Below are 15,098 nucleotides of genomic sequence, written 5' to 3' on the forward strand. Positions count from 1 at the left end.
CATGTCCACGCAAAGCCTTCCCGCCGCAGCGGCTGCGTCGCCCGTACCCCGCTATGCCGGCGCCTCGATCGGGCCGAGCTGGCGCAATCTCCTGTTCGTCCTGCCTTTCCTTGCCATCTACGGCGTCCTCTTGGTCTACCCGCTGTTTCGTGGCATCTGGATCAGCCTGCAGGAATACGACATGTTCGACCAGACGGCTTCCTTTGCCGGCCTGGCGAATTTCCGGCGCCTGTTCGCCGACAAGGTCTTCCTGGGCACGGTGAGCAACACTTTTGTCTTCGTGCTGATGACGGTGCCGGTTTTCGTCGGCATCGGCCTTGGCCTCGCTCTCGCGCTCAACCGGGAGAGCAAGGGCAGCGCCGCGCTGCGGGCGATCTTCTTCGGCACCTCGGTCCTGTCGGTGACCATCGTCACCATCATCTGGAAGATGATGTATCTGCCCGATCGGGGCCTGATCGCCGGCATACTCGCGATCTTCGGCCTGCCGCCGATCCAGTTCCTGACCAGCCAGGAACTTGCTTTGCCGGCCATTGCGCTGTGCACGCTGTGGTGGGTGATTGGCCTGCCGATGATGCTGTTCCTCGCCGCCCTGCAGCAGATACCGGGCGAGCTTTATGAGGCGGCCGCCCTGGACAATGCCGGGCGCTGGCGATCCTTCTGGTCGATCACGCTGCCCTCGATCCGGCGCAGCGTCGTCGTCGTGGCGATCTATGAGATCGTGGCGCAGTTCCAGCTGTTCGGCCAGGCCCAGCTTCTCACGCGGGGAGGCCCAAACAACGCCTCGCGCCCCATCGTGCAGTTCATCTATGAGGAAGGCTTCCAGCGCTGGAATGTCGGCTATGCCGCCGCGGCCTCGGAGGTGCTCTTCCTGTTGATGGCGATTGCCGCGATCCTGCAATATGTCGCCGCCCGCCGGCGGACGGAGGGCTAGCCATGGCGAGCGCACAGCAATTCGTCGGCCGCACCGCCGGAGACCGGGTGATCCTGGCTGGCGTGCTGGTCCTCGCCGTCGCCTGGCTGATCCCCGTCGCCTGGGTGATCGTGCTCTCGTTCAAGCCCAATTCGGAGCTGATGTTCTCGACCGCGACGGTCCTGCATCCGCCCTATACATTCAAGAACTACACCGACATCATCGCCTCGTCCGGCGTGTTCCGCTGGCTCGTCAACAGCATGATCGTGGCCGGCGGCATGACCATCGGCACGCTGGTGCTGTCGTCCCTGGCCGGCTACGGCTTTGCCCGCACCGAGTTTCCGGGGCGGGACATCCTGTTCGTGCTGGTGCTGCTCGGCCTGGCCATTCCCGAGCAGGCGGTGATCATCGCCCGCCATCAGATGTTCACCGACTGGAAGATGCACAATGGCTATCCGGCGCTGATCCTGCCAGGGCTCTCCCATGCCTTCGGCGTCTTCCTGATGACGCAATATTTCAAGGCCATCCCGCGCGACATCGACGAGGCGGCGATGCTCGACAATGCCTCCCGCTTCAAGATCTTCTGGAAGGTGGTGCTGCCGCTGACCATCCCGGCCCAGGCCACGCTCGGAATCTTCACCTTCCTTTCGGCGTGGAACGACTATCTGTGGCCGCTGATCTCGGCGACCAAGCCCGACATGTTCACCCTCACCGTCGGGATGGCCTCGACGCAGACCAATTTCGCCCAGTCGGAGGGGCTCGGCTTCCTGATGGCGCAGGCCGTTTTCGCCGGGCTGCCGGTCTTCATCGTCTACCTGTTTTTCCAGAAATACATCGTTCGCGCCGTGGCCGGCGCCGCGATCCGCTGAAGGCAACGAGATCTCCTGGTTCCGCGTCCCGGCCGCGCGCTCGACCTTGAACAAAATCGGCCGAAACGGAGGAAATGCATGATCGGTTTGAAACGATTGCTCTATGCCGGGGCCGTGCTTCTACTGTCGTCGCAGGCCGGCCTCGCCCAGGACAAGACCGAAATCTCGGTGTCGCGCTTCTTCGGCGCCTGTGAGGCCGACTACGGCAAGGTGACGGATGTCGCCAAGGCCAATGGCGAGTGCGGCATCATCACGGCGCTGATCAACAAGTTCAATGCCGAGAGCAAGGATACCCGCGTCAATGTCGATATCGTCGAATGGCCGGGCTATGACCAGCTCACCGCGCGCATCCGCTCGGGCGAGCCGCCGACCATCTCGGTGATGCACGAGGCCGTCATCAGCGACTATTCCTCGCGCGGCCTGCTCGAACCCCTCGACGAGGGCCTGAAGGCGGCGGGTGTCGATACCGCCGACTTCACCGATGCCGCCAAGGCCGGCGTCACCAAGGACGGCAAGACCTTTGCCCTGCCGTTCGACACCCATACCTGGCTTTGGCACATCAATCTGAACCTGTTCAAACAGGCCGGGCTGGTCGATGCCGCCGGCAAGCCGATCCTGCCCAAGAACAGCGAGGAACTGCTGGCCCAGGCCAAGCAGTTCAAGGAAAAGACGGGCAAGCCCTATTTCGTCTGGACCATCGCCAATGAGCGGGCCTTCTTCACCCGTACCTTCGACACGCTGCTCTACCAGCAGAACTCGGAGTTCTTCGCCGATCCGACCAAGGTCAATTTCACCACGCCCGAGGCCAAGAATGCCGCGACGTTGCTGAAGACGCTCTACCAGAATGGCGACACGACCAGGGGGCAGGACTATGCCGCCTCGGTTGCCAGCTTCGCGGCCGGGGATGCAGGCGTGTTCATCTGCGGCACCTGGCTGGTCGATACCTACGACCAGGAATCCAAGAAGAGCGGCGCACCCTTGTCCAACGGCTATGCGGTAGTGCCTTTCCCGCAGCTCTATCCCGGCAGTCCGCGCGTCTGGGCCGATGGGCATAGCTGGGTAATCCTCAAGGCCGATCTTTCCGATGCGCAGCGCAAATCGGCCTACGCATTCCTGAAATTCCTGTGGGACAATGATTTCCAGTGGTCGCGCACCGGGCATCTGCCCATCCGCAAATCCGTGGCCGATAGCGCCGAATTCAAGGCCCTGCCGCATCGGGCCGATCTCGCGCCGCTGACCACAAATGGCGCTGCCCGCCCGGCGGCGGTGAAGCGCCAGTTCGCGATCCAGGAGATCGAGAATGACGAGGTCACCGCCGGCGTGACCGGAGACAAGGAGATCGACGCCGCGCTCGCCGATGCCCAGTCCCGCATCAACGAACTGCTGGCGAACGCGAAGTAAGGCCGCGTTTCGTCACGCCCAGAGCAAAGCGCGCTCAAGTGTGAACGCTCATTCGCTCCAACTCTTTGAGTCGACGCGTCTTTGCGGTTCGTGGTGACCCCGCCTCATCGCAAAACGCCATAGGACCCACGGCTCTCCTCCCGCCGTGGGTCCCTTTCCCGCCAAATCTCTTCCAGGTTCAAAGGTCAGTTTTTGCCATGCCGTCCGCCCGCCTGATCGTCGATCACGATTTCATCATCTCCGAGCTCGACCGCCGCATCTTCGGTACCTTCGTCGAGCATATGGGACGGTGCGTCTACACCGGTATCTTCGAGCCCGGCCATCCCACTGCGGATGAGCAGGGGTTCCGCCAGGATGTCGCCGAGCTGACCCGCGAACTCGGCACCACCATCGTGCGCTATCCCGGCGGCAATTTCCTGTCCGGCTACAATTGGGAAGACGGCGTCGGCCCGGTGGAGAAGCGGCCGCGCCGGCTCGACCTTGCCTGGTTCTCGACGGAAACCAACGCCTTCGGCACCAATGAATTCATCGACTGGTCCCGGAAGGTCGGGGTGGAGCCGATGTTTGGCGTCAATCTCGGCACCCGCGACCATGACGAGGCACGCCGCTTCATCGAATATTGCAACCATCCCGGCGGCACGGAGCTCTCGGAGCTGCGCAAGAGCCACGGCTATGAAAAGCCGCACGACATCAAGTTCTGGTGCCTGGGCAACGAGATGGACGGTCCCTGGCAGATTGGTGCCAAGACGGCGGGCGAATATGGCCGCATCGCCCATGAGACGGCCAAGGTGATGCGCTGGGTCGATCCCTCGATCGAGCTGGCGGCCTGCGGCTCGTCCAACCGCGACATGGCTACCTATGCCCGCTGGGAGTACGAGGTTCTCGACCATTGCTTCGACTATGTCGACTTCATCTCCCTGCACACCTATTTCCAGAACCCGCATGACAGCACCGAGGAGTTCCTCGGCAATATCGAGCTCCTGGAAGCCTTCATCCGGGAGGTGGTGGCCATCGCCGACGCCGTGGCCGCCACGCGCCGCTCGCCCAAGCGGATCATGCTATCTCTCGACGAGTGGAACGTCTGGTACAAGGCCCGCACGCATGAGCATCTGCGCAAGCCGGGCTGGCCCGAGCACCCGCCGCTGATCGAGGAAGTCTACAATACCGAGGATGCGCTCCTGGTGGGTGGTGCGCTGATCACGCTGCTCAACAATGCCGACCGCGTGAAATGCGCCTGCATCGCCCAGCTGGTCAACATCATCGGGCCGATCATGACGGAGCCGGGCGGGGCGGCCTGGCGCCAGACCATCTTCCATCCCTTCGCTCTCACGGCACGCCATGCCCATGGCCGCGTGCTGCGTTCGCTGATCTCTTCACCCTCCTATGCCGGCAAGACGGCGCCGGAAATTCCCTACCTCCATGCCTGCGTCACCGAGGACGAGACGACCGGCCAGGTCACCATCTTCGCCCTGAACCGACATCTCGGCGAACCGATGGACCTCGAAGTCCTGCTGCGCGGCTTCGGCGGCAACCGACAGGTGGTGGAGGCGTTGCAGATCCATCATCCCAACATGAAGGCGGTCAATACCAAGGACGCTCAGGATACCGTCGCCCCGGCGCCGATCGAAAAAGTGAGCCTGGAGGGAGACCGCCTGCAGGCCAGGCTCATGCCGGGCTCCTGGAACGTGATCGTCACCGCTCCGCGCTGAGCGGAGGAGGGCGCCTTTCGACGTGGAGGAAGATGTGTGTAGCCCACCACCCGCTGGATCGGTGCTCGAACGCCAGCTTTCATTTCCGACGTGACGTTATAGGGTCTGCAAAAGCCAAATCGGGGCAGAGGCGGATGGACCCAATTCAGCTGTTCGAACTGGTGATCGCGATGTTTCTCGCGATCATCGTCCTGCATTACGCCGCGGGCAAGCTCGACCTGCCGCCATCCGTGGCCCTGCTAGTCGGCGGAGCGTCGCTTGCCTTTCTGCCGGGCCTGCCCGCCATCGCGCTCGATCCCAACCTGGTGCTCGTGATCTTCCTGCCGCCGCTCCTGATGGATGGGGCCTGGTTCATCGCGCTCGGGCGATTGCGACGTCACATGATCGGCATTGCCTCGCTGGCGGTCGGGGCGGTGGTCTTCACCTGCGTCGTCGTGGCCGTGGTCACCCATCTGCTCTTTCCATCGTTGCCCTGGGCCGCTTGTGCGGCGCTCGGCGCGATCGTCTCGCCGCCCGATGCCGTCTCCGCCCGTGCCGTGCTGCAGCGGGTGAAACTGCCTCGGCGCCTGCAGATTCTACTCGAGGGCGAAAGCCTGCTCAACGATGCGAGCGGGCTTGTGCTGTTTCGCTTTGCCATCGCGGCGGGGATCACCGGTACTTTCAGCGCGGTGGATGCCGTCGGCGAGTTCTTTCTGCTGGCATTGGGCGGCGTCCTCGTCGGTGTCGCCGCCGGCGGTACATGGGTCCTGCTCGCACGCCGCCTCGGCGACGAATATCTGATCATCGCCGCCACATGCCTGTTGTCCTGGTCATCCTACCTGCTCGGCGAGATGATCCATGTCTCCGGCGTGATCGCCACGGTCACCACGGGCCTGATTGCCGGCTGGTATCAGCACACCGTGTTTTCGGCCTCGATACGCATGCGCGGTACGGCGTTCTGGACCGTGATGATCTTTCTGATGGAGGCGGCGGTCTTCATCCTGATCGGCTTCACCCTGCGGGGCGTGGTGGAACGTGGTGGCGGCTTCGGCGTCGTGGCCGACACCATGCTCGTCCCCATTCTCGTGATCCTGCTGGCGCTCACCCTCGCACGCTTTGCCTGGGTGTTCGGCTCCGATCTGGTGATCCGGCTCTGCGTGGCTGTGGGGTTCAAGCGCTACACCCCGCTCGGCCTTGCAAACGCCACCATCCTGAGCTGGGCCGGCGTACGCGGTGTCGTCACCCTGGCCCTGGCACTGAGCGTGCCGGAAGGATTCCCCGGCCGCGACTTCATCCTGGTGACCTCGTTCGCCGTGATTCTGGGAACGGTGCTCGTCCAGGGCACCACCCTGGGGCAGATGATCGGCTGGGTAAAGCCGGTCGAGCCGGAATCGGAAAGGGCGCGCCTCACCATGGCCCAGGCCGAAGCCGCCATGGCGCAGAAGCAATTGGTGACCATCCAAAAGCTGGCCTACGACAGCGAGGGCAATCTCATTCATCCCCGGCTGCTGGAGCGCTACCAGCGCAGGGCCACGATGATCATCGACTATGCCGAGCGCACCGAAGAATATCAGCCGGGCCTTCATGCGCATTTCGACGTCGTCCTGGCCGCGATCGCCACCGGGCGCGACGAGCTGATCAGGCTTCACCGGGCCGGGAAGATCGACAATGAGACGCTGCACGAGCTGGAACGCGACCTCGATCTGGAAGAATTGAGCGCGATTTCCGCGAAGTCGTGACGAGCTATTTCCGGCCTGTATCCTGGGCCTGCTCGGCCAGTGCGCGCGCCATACGAACGGAATCGCCCCATGTCGACAGGAAGATCATCATGTCGGTCAGCGCGGTGATCACACCATGGAGAACGCGTTTCGGCAGTCCCGGCTCGGTCAACTGGCTTTGCGCGGTGGTTAAATGGGCGACCTCCTCCTCGTTGATATCGAGAATGATGGTTCTTGCGCCCTCGTCGCGGCCCGCCAGGAAGTGAAGCTGGTCGCCGAGATGGCGATGCACCGCCGCCTCCACGGCCGCCGTGCAGACCCAGATTGCCTGCCGGCCAGCCAAGGCGGTGAGGAAGCCGAGGACGAAACCGCCCAGGCTCCATAGCTGCATGATGCGGCAGGGGCGCGATTGTCGGGTCGGCATCGCTGCCCGGAACAGGGCGCAATGTCGGATTTCGTCGGCGAGCATGCCGGACAGATGCGGTACCATGTCGGGCCACACCAGTTTTGAGACAGCAATCTGGGCGCCATAGATCCGGATGGCGCCATATTCGCCGGCGTGATTGACGCGCAGAATCCGCGCGATTGTCAGGCGATCACGAGCGGATGTGGCGAGGCTGGGGGGGTGCCGGATGGCCTCGCCGAGAGGATCCGCCGCCATCGCATCAACGCCGGTTGTGATGGCGGTGACGCAATTGGTTCAGCAATTCGTCGAGCAGGCCACTGGCCGCCTCTGTGATCACCGTGCCGGGCGGGAAGATTGCCTGGGCACCAGCCGCATAAAGCGCCTCGAAATCCTGTTCGGGTACCACGCCGCCCACCACGATCATGATATCGGGCCGCCCCTCGGCTACCAGGGCCTTGCGCAAGGCGGGGACCAAAGTGAGATGGCCGGCGGTGAGGGACGAAACGCCGACGATATGGACATCGCTGTCGGCCGCCTGCCTGGCGACTTCGGCAGGCGTGGCGAAGAGGGGGCCGATCTCGACCTCGAAACCGAGATCGCCGAAGGCGGAGGCGATGACCTTCTGGCCCCGGTCATGCCCGTCCTGCCCCATCTTGGCGACGAGGATCTTGGGTGGACGCCCTTCCTCCTCGCGGAAGAGGGCAGTCTGGCGCTGCACCTTCTCGATGCCGTCCCCGCTCATCGCAGCCTTGTAGATACCAGAGGTGGCGCGGATCTCCGCCTTGTGGCGGCTGAACACCTTTTCGAGCGCCGAGGAGATCTCGCCGACGGTCGCCTTGGCCCGGGCGGCATCGACGGCGAGGGCCAGGAGATTGGCATCGCCTTCCGCGCCCTTGCTCAAGGCATCCAGGGCCTGCTCCAGGGCAGCCGGATCGCGCTCGGCCTTCAACTGCCCGAGCTTGGCGATCTGGGCCGCACGCACGGCCGAATTGTCGACCTTGAGCAGGTCGAGCGGCGGCTCCGAAGGGGGCTTGTAGATATTGACGCCGATCACCGCCTGTTCGCCGGCATCGATGCGGGCCTGGGTCCGGCTGGCAGCTTCCTCGATGCGCAACTTGGGCAGGCCGGCTTCAATTGCCTTGGCCATGCCGCCCATCGCCTCGACTTCCTCGATATGCTGCCAGGCCTTGGCTGCGAGGTCGGCGGTGAGGCTTTCGATGGCGTGGGCCCCGCCCCACGGATCGATCAGCCTCGTGGTGCCGCTCTCCTGCTGCAGCACGAGCTGGGTGTTTCGCGCGATGCGGGCCGAAAAATCCGTCGGCAGCGCCAGGGCCTCGTCGAGGGCGTTGGTATGCAGGGATTGGGTGCCGCCTTGCGTGGCCGCCATCGCCTCGATCAAGGTGCGGGTGACGTTGTTGTAGACATCCTGCGCGGTCAGCGACCAGCCGGAAGTCTGGCAATGCGTGCGCAAGACCAGGGATTTGGCCGATTTCGGATGGAACTGCTCTACCAGGCGCGTCCACAGCAAGCGGGCGGCGCGCAGCTTGGCCACCTCCATGTAGAAATTCATGCCGATGGCGAAGAAGAAGGACAGGCGCGGAGCGAAATGGTCGATGTCGAGCCCGGCCTTCAGCCCGGCCTTGATGTATTCGACCCCGTCGGCCAGGGTGTAGCCGAGCTCCAGGTCCTGCGTCGCGCCGGCTTCCTGCATGTGGTAGCCGGAAATCGAGATCGCGTTGAATTTCGGCATTTTCTGCGCGGTATAGGCGATGATGTCGCCGACGATGCGCATGGAGGGGCCCGGCGGGTAGATATAGGTGTTGCGGACCATGAACTCCTTCAGAATGTCGTTCTGAATGGTCCCTGCCAGCTTGTCGGGCGAGACGCCTTGCTCTTCGGCCGCGACGATATAGAGCGCCAGGATCGGCAGCACGGCGCCGTTCATGGTCATCGATACCGACATCTCATCGAGCGGAATGCCCTGGAACAGGGTGCGCATGTCGATGATGGAATCGATGGCGACGCCGGCCATGCCGACATCGCCGGTCACACGGGGATGGTCGGAATCATAGCCGCGATGAGTGGCGAGGTCGAAGGCGATCGACAGCCCCTTCTGGCCGGCCGCGAGGTTGCGGCGATAGAAGGCGTTGGATTCCTCGGCGGTGGAGAAGCCGGCATATTGGCGGATGGTCCAGGGCTGCTGGACATACATGGTCGGGTAGGGGCCGCGCAGGAAGGGCGGCAGGCCCGGCCAGGAATCGACGGCCTGCAGGCCGATCAGGTCGCTCTCCCCATGCACGGCCTTGATGTCGATACCTTCAGGCGTTTGCCAGACCTCGCCGGTCAGGAGCGGGCCTGGCGAAAGCCGGCGCAGGGGAAGGTTCGAGAAATCGGGGATGCGGCTCATGCGGCGCCTCCTGGCGCGCTTTCGGGCGCACTCTCGAACGGGACTGCATCGCGCCTGCGGCTCAGGGCCAGGGCGGCAGGCGACGCGGTGTCGGCGGGGGCCGGCCGCAGCACTGAAACGGCCGGTTCTTTGGCCAGGGCGTATTTATTGGCGCCGATGATGGTGCCGACAGGCTGGCGCAGCCGCTCGATCTCTTCCTGCAGCCAGCCTGACTGGATCACATTGATGATGCCACCCTGGCGCTCGATGGCTTGGAACTGGGCCCAGCCCGCCTCACGAAGGGCATCGGTCATCGCCTCCAGCCCGCCGGAGCCGGCTGCCGGGTCTGCGATGCGGTGCAGATTGGCTTCGCTGATCAGGACGTGCTGGCAATTGCGGGCGACGCGCCGGGCATGGGCGTCGGCGAGCCCATTGGCGGCCGTATGAGGGAGAATGGCGATGCTGTCGGCGCCGCCCAGCCCGGCGGCGGCGGCGGCCAGCCCGTTACGCAGCATGTTGGTGGCCGGGTCGCGCCGGCTCAGCATGCGCCAGGCGGTTTCCGCGTGGATATGGATCGGACTGGCGGCGAGGTCGCAGGCGTCCTCGATCTCGAGCCAAAGCAGGCGCAGGGCCCGGAGCTTGGCGATGGTGGTGAACACGTCCTGGTCGGCGGCGATCGCAAATCCGACGCAATGGCGCGCCTCCTCGAGGCGCAAGCCGGTCGCCTCCAGGACGCGCAGATAGGACAGGGCCGCACTGAGCATGCCGGCAAGCTCCAGCCCCGGCGTGGCGCCCGCTTCGTGAAGGGGGCGCCCGTCCGCCGTCAGAACGGTGCCGCCCTGGCGGTGATTGGCCAGGACCGAGGCGGTGGAGGGCCAGCCCGTCGGCAGGTTGCCGGTGGTGGCGAGCAGGCCGATCGGGTCGTAGCCATAATGAAGAGTGCCGCCGTCGATCTCGCTGAGCCAGCGTGCCACTTCGAGAGTTTGCGGCCCTGCCTCGAGCCGGATCTCGATTGCATTGCGCAAGACGCCGGCCAAAAGGCCGTCCAGGTTGCCGGGCGTGGAAATCGCAACGCCGAAGCCGCGCGCGAACGGGCTTTGCGTGGTCACCAGCGCGACGCCGCCGGCGCCGCCTTCGAGATCTTCCAGAAGCTGGCCGTTCGCCGGCGCGACATCGGGATGATCGGCGCGCTGGATGATGGTCCAGGGCGAGGCCGGCGGGCGCCCGGGAATGGGCAGGGCGCCGGCCTTGCGGGCATAGATGGGCTGCAGGCGCGCACCGTCCGGCAACAGGCTGGTCAGCCTGTCCTCGAAGGAGGCTCCCTTGAGTACGCCGGCGACGGCATCGCGCCAACGGGCCTCATCCGCACCCGCCTCCGCCATGGTTCAGACGAACTGGCCGAGTTCGGGAATCTCGGCGACGATCTTGCCGACCACTTCCGGCCCGGCTTCCTTCTCGGCATAGGCGAAGAGTTCCTTGCCGATCGCCTGGATCTGGTTGAGGTCGAGGCCGAGAGCCATCAACTGGCCCCCAAGGCCGGCAATGCCGCCGCCGACATGGCCGACCATGCCGGCCAGCATGCCCATGAAGCCGCCGCTCTGGGCATTCATGGCCTCATTGGTGACTTCACGCGCGCCACTGATCGAATCGACGAGCTTCGATACCGCGTCGGCAGGGCCTTCCCGCTCCAGGAAGGCAAGCACGGCACCGATGGCCTGAGTCGCAACGTCGGGGCTCACGCCAATTTTAGCGCCCAATTGGGCGACCAGCTCTTCCATTTTTCTTCTCCCTGACGTGACGTGGATGCTACCAAAGATTCACGATAGGCAAACCGCTCTTCTCTGTTTCCCATTTTGCCATGGAGATCAAGGCCGTGGCTTTAAATACTTGTAACGCTTCATCAAGCCGTTGCCCGTAGCGATATGTTGCGTGGGCGGGTATGGTTCGCCTCGCGATTTGACCGTTCAGGACAGGAAGAGATGACCGATCAGAGCCGGATTTTCGTCGCCAAGAGCGCAGAGCCCCAATATCTCGCGCTGGCCTTCGGCAATCGGCACGGGCTGATCACCGGGGCGACGGGAACCGGCAAGACGGTGACGCTGCAGGTGCTGGCCGAGGGATTCTCCGCCCGCGGCGTGCCGGTCTTCGCGGCGGACATCAAGGGCGATCTGTCCGGCGTTTCCCAGCGTGGCGAAGCCAAGGACTTCATCGTCAAGCGCGCCACCGAGGTCGGCATCACCTATCAGCCCGACCAGTTTCCGGTGCAGTTCTGGGACGTCTTCGGCGAGCAGGGGACACCGATCCGCGCGACCGTCTCCGATGTCGGACCGCTCCTGCTGGCCCGGATGCTGCAGCTCAACGACGTCCAGGAGGGCGTGCTCAACGCCGCCTTCAAGCTTGCCGACGATCAGGGCCTGCTGCTGCTCGATCTCAAGGACCTGCAGGCCCTGCTGTCCGACATGGCCGACAAGGCCGCCGAACTGATCAAGAGCTATGGCAATGTCTCCAAGGCGACGGTGGGGGCGATCCAGCGCCAGCTGCTGGCGCTGGAACAGCAGGGTGGCGATAAATTTTTCGGCGAGCCTGCCCTGTCGCTCGCCGATATCGGCCTGCTCGATGCCAAGGGGCGCGGTACCATCAATATCCTGGCGGCCGACAAGCTGATGATGGCGCCCCAGCTCTACGCCACTTTCCTGCTTTGGCTGCTGTCCGAACTCTTCGAGCAATTGCCCGAGGTCGGTGACCTCGACAAGCCCAAGCTGGTGTTCTTCTTCGACGAGGCGCATCTTCTCTTCGACGATGCCCCGCCCGCATTGCTGCAGAAGATCGAGCAGGTGGTGCGCCTGATCCGCTCCAAGGGGATCGGCGTCTATTTTGTCACCCAGAACCCGCTCGATGTGCCCGACACCGTGCTCGGCCAGCTCGGGAATCGCGTGCAGCATGCGCTGCGCGCCTTTACCCCCCGCGACCAGAAGGCGGTCAAGGCGGCTGCCGAGACCTTCCGCCCCAATCCTGAGCTCGACACGGCCAAGGTCATCTCGGAACTCGGCAAGGGGGAGGCCCTGGTCTCCTTCCTCGAAGGCAATGGCGTGCCGTCCATCGTGCAGCGTGCCCTCATCCTGCCGCCGGCAGCGCGGGTGGGTGCCATCACGCCCGCCGAACGCCAGGCGATCCAGCAGGCGTCCCCACTGCGCGGCAAATATGAAACCGTGGTCGATCGCGAATCGGCCTTCGAAATGCTTCAGCGCCGGGTCAGCGGCGAGGCCGCACCGGCCGAGCAGGCGGAGGAGGGCGGCGGTTTCCTTGGCAGCGTGCTGGGAAGCGTATTCGGTTCGGGCAGCAGCGGGGGGCGCTCCTCCGGCCGCATGACGACGTCGCAAGCCGTGATCCGCTCGGTAACCCGCACGATCGCGACGACGGCGGGCCGCGAGATTACCCAAGCGATTTTGAGAGGAGTCCTCGGGGGGCGTTCGCGGCGCTAGGGTTGTCGTTTTACAACCCATAGCTGAAGAGTCAGTATATAATTACTACCAGTTTGCCGTTATTCGGCCCGCCTACGTCAAATTTCCCGTATTGCGTTCTTAGGCCTCCTGGTGAGGTATTGGGATCAGCATATACGTTTGGGTACCCTTGGCGTATGAGCTTTTTGAGCGCGATTGCTGGAGGCGCTTGGGCGATGGATGGCACAGCTATACTGAATGATCGGGCGAATAGAAAAGTAATACAATCTGCCGATGTTTTGCTAGTCAATCCAAACCGGGAAGTTGCCGAGTTTTGGCGCGAGAACCTCCTGGATTTCGGCATGACGAAAGTCAGACTTGCTTCGGGCATCGTGGATGCTTTGGAGATGGCGCGCCGGGACCCGCCATTGGGCGTGGTGATCGCGTTGCCGGTGCTTGCCGATGCTTTTGCGTTGTTGGGAGCATTGAGCCAGGACGAGGGGGGCGAGCTGCGCGAAGTCCCGATTCTGCTGATCGCAAACCAGCCGAACCGCGCCGCGCTTCTCACCGCGACCCAGGCTGGGTTCGATGCCGTGCTCACCGAACCGGTCTCGCCGCGGCAGATCTATCGACGGGTGGGGTCGATGATCCAGCGCACGCGACTCACCGCCCGGATGCGGAGCCTCGCGAGCTGACCAACCTTGTTTTCGCCCTTCCCGCTGAGGGGAGGGTGGAATGACGGGCAGCGAAAATACCATCGGGAGGCAAGTCGGCCCTACCCAGAGCGGGCAAGGCGGGTTAGCTTGGCGCTTTCTCACCCGCATCGTTAGGGACCATGTCTGACATCAATAAAGCGCTCGATGCTGCCGATAAGGCACTCGATGCCAGCCTCGACCGGCTGTTCGAATTTCTCCGCATTCCTTCGATCTCCGCCGACAGCGCCTATGTCGGCGATTGCCAGAAGGCCGCCGAATGGGCTGCCGCGGCCTTGAGAGACATTGGCTTCGACGCCTCCCCGCGCAAGACCATCGGCCATCCCATGGTGGTGGGGCATCGCCGCACCGGCAAGCCGGGCGTCCCGCATGTCCTGTTCTACGGTCATTATGACGTGCAGCCGCCGGATCCGCTCAATCTGTGGCACACCAAGCCGTTCGAGCCGGTGCGCAAGCCCGGTCCCCACGGCGACATCATCGTGGCCAGGGGCGCTTCCGACGACAAGGGCCAGGTGATGACCTTCATCGAGGCCTGCCGTGCCCTGATCGAGACGCAGGGAGAACTGCCGATCGACGTGACCGTGTTCCTGGAGGGCGAGGAAGAATCGTCCTCGCGCAGCCTCATTCCCTTCCTCAAGGAGAACAAGGACGAGCTGAAGGCCGATTTCTGCCTGGTCTGCGATACCGATATGTGGGATCGCGAAACGCCGGCGATCACCACCATGCTGCGGGGCATGGTCTATGAGGAAGTCACCATCAAGGCCGCCAGTCGCGACCTGCATTCGGGCATGTATGGCGGCGCTGCCCAGAACCCGATTCGGGTCCTGTCGAAGATCCTGGCCGCCCTGCATGACGACGATGGCCGCGTCACCCTGCCGGGCTTCTACGACGGCGTGAAGGAATTGCCCGATGCGGTGAAGGCCGAGTGGGCCGCGCTCGATTTCGACGGCGAAGCCTATCTTGCCGAAGTCGGCCTGAAAGTGCCGGCCGGCGAGAAGGATCGCACGGTGCTCGAGCAGATCACCGTGCGCCCGACCTGCGACGTCAACGGTATCAGCGGCGGCTATGAGGGCGAGGGTGCCAAGACGGTGATCGCCGCGCAGGCCTCCGCCAAGGTGTCCTTCCGCCTCGTGGCGGGCCAGGAGCCCGAAAAGGTGCAGGCTGCCTTCCGTAAATTCGTGACCGATCGCCTGCCGGCGGACTGCCGGGCGGAGTTCCTCTCCCACGGCCTCGGCCCGGCCATCGCCGTGCCGGCCGACAGCGAGCCTCTCGCCAAGGCGCGCGCGGCCCTGGCCGAGGAATGGGGACGCACCGCGCCGGTGATCGGATCGGGCGGCTCGATTCCGGTGGTGGGCGACATGCAGCGCATTCTCGGCATCGATTCGCTGCTGATCGGCTTTGCCCTGGAAGACGATCAGATCCATTCGCCCAACGAGAAATATGATGTTCGCAGCTTCCACAGGGGCATCCGCTCCTGGGTGCGTATTCTCGATGCGCTTGCCAAATAAGAAGAGCCCTGAGCGGGGTCGGTGCCGGCACCGGCCCTCTCTTCAAGGGCGCGATACGG

12 protein-coding genes are annotated in these 15,098 nt (G+C 64.1%); 8 read left to right on the forward strand and 4 right to left on the reverse strand.

Annotated elements, in window-relative coordinates:
- Position 1: 1 nt before the first annotated feature.
- From C5L14_RS09165 to C5L14_RS09185, 5 genes are all read left to right on the forward strand, one after another.
- On the forward strand, positions 2–931 hold the full coding sequence (locus C5L14_RS09165; RefSeq protein ID WP_105861715.1) for a carbohydrate ABC transporter permease: 930 nt from the start codon (positions 2–4) through the stop codon (positions 929–931).
- Between the two features lie 2 nt (positions 932–933).
- Positions 934–1,779, forward strand: a complete 846-nt coding sequence (locus tag C5L14_RS09170; protein ID WP_105861716.1) for a carbohydrate ABC transporter permease — start codon at positions 934–936, stop codon at positions 1,777–1,779.
- A 78-nt stretch (positions 1,780–1,857) separates the two neighbouring features.
- Positions 1,858–3,180, forward strand: coding sequence for an extracellular solute-binding protein (locus C5L14_RS09175; protein WP_105861717.1), 1,323 nt, complete (start codon positions 1,858–1,860; stop codon positions 3,178–3,180).
- 197 nt (positions 3,181–3,377) lie between these two features.
- On the forward strand, positions 3,378–4,889 hold the full coding sequence (locus tag C5L14_RS09180; protein WP_105861718.1) for an alpha-N-arabinofuranosidase: 1,512 nt from the start codon (positions 3,378–3,380) through the stop codon (positions 4,887–4,889).
- Positions 4,890–5,023: 134 nt separating this feature from the next.
- Positions 5,024–6,607, forward strand: coding sequence for a Na+/H+ antiporter (locus C5L14_RS09185; protein WP_105861719.1), 1,584 nt, complete (start codon positions 5,024–5,026; stop codon positions 6,605–6,607).
- Between the two features lie 4 nt (positions 6,608–6,611).
- Here C5L14_RS09185 and C5L14_RS09190 read toward each other — a convergent pair whose 3' ends face one another.
- From C5L14_RS09190 to C5L14_RS09205, 4 genes are read right to left on the reverse strand one after another with little or no spacing between them, the layout of a single operon-like run.
- Positions 6,612–7,247: a demethoxyubiquinone hydroxylase family protein gene (locus tag C5L14_RS09190; protein WP_105861720.1), complete on the reverse strand. Its 636-nt coding sequence runs from the start codon at positions 7,245–7,247 to the stop codon at positions 6,612–6,614.
- A 4-nt stretch (positions 7,248–7,251) separates the two neighbouring features.
- Positions 7,252–9,399, reverse strand: a complete 2,148-nt coding sequence (gene scpA, locus C5L14_RS09195) for a methylmalonyl-CoA mutase (protein ID WP_105861721.1) — start codon at positions 9,397–9,399, stop codon at positions 7,252–7,254.
- Positions 9,396–10,760, reverse strand: coding sequence for a methylmalonyl-CoA mutase family protein (locus C5L14_RS09200; RefSeq protein ID WP_105861722.1), 1,365 nt, complete (start codon positions 10,758–10,760; stop codon positions 9,396–9,398). The genes scpA and C5L14_RS09200 overlap by 4 nt, the downstream gene beginning before the upstream one ends.
- Positions 10,761–10,763: 3 nt before the next feature.
- A complete protein-coding gene (locus tag C5L14_RS09205) occupies positions 10,764–11,156 on the reverse strand; it encodes a DUF2780 domain-containing protein (RefSeq protein ID WP_105861723.1) in 393 nt (130 codons plus the stop codon).
- Between the two features lie 201 nt (positions 11,157–11,357).
- On the opposite strand from C5L14_RS09205, the gene C5L14_RS09210 reads away from it, so the two are divergent.
- The 3 genes from C5L14_RS09210 to C5L14_RS09220 all read left to right on the forward strand — a co-directional run bounded on the left by C5L14_RS09210 (position 11,358) and on the right by C5L14_RS09220 (position 15,039).
- On the forward strand, positions 11,358–12,860 hold the full coding sequence (locus C5L14_RS09210) for a helicase HerA-like domain-containing protein (RefSeq protein ID WP_105861724.1): 1,503 nt from the start codon (positions 11,358–11,360) through the stop codon (positions 12,858–12,860).
- Between the two features lie 320 nt (positions 12,861–13,180).
- Positions 13,181–13,513: a response regulator transcription factor gene (locus tag C5L14_RS09215; protein WP_146126869.1), complete on the forward strand. Its 333-nt coding sequence runs from the start codon at positions 13,181–13,183 to the stop codon at positions 13,511–13,513.
- Between the two features lie 140 nt (positions 13,514–13,653).
- Complete coding sequence (locus tag C5L14_RS09220) at positions 13,654–15,039, forward strand: M20/M25/M40 family metallo-hydrolase (protein WP_105861726.1); 1,386 nt, start codon at positions 13,654–13,656, stop codon at positions 15,037–15,039.
- Positions 15,040–15,098: the final 59 nt, after the last annotated feature.

Origin of the sequence: Labrys okinawensis (assembly GCF_002982075.1) — a bacterium.
Taxonomy (GTDB): domain Bacteria; phylum Pseudomonadota; class Alphaproteobacteria; order Rhizobiales; family Labraceae; genus Labrys; species Labrys okinawensis_A.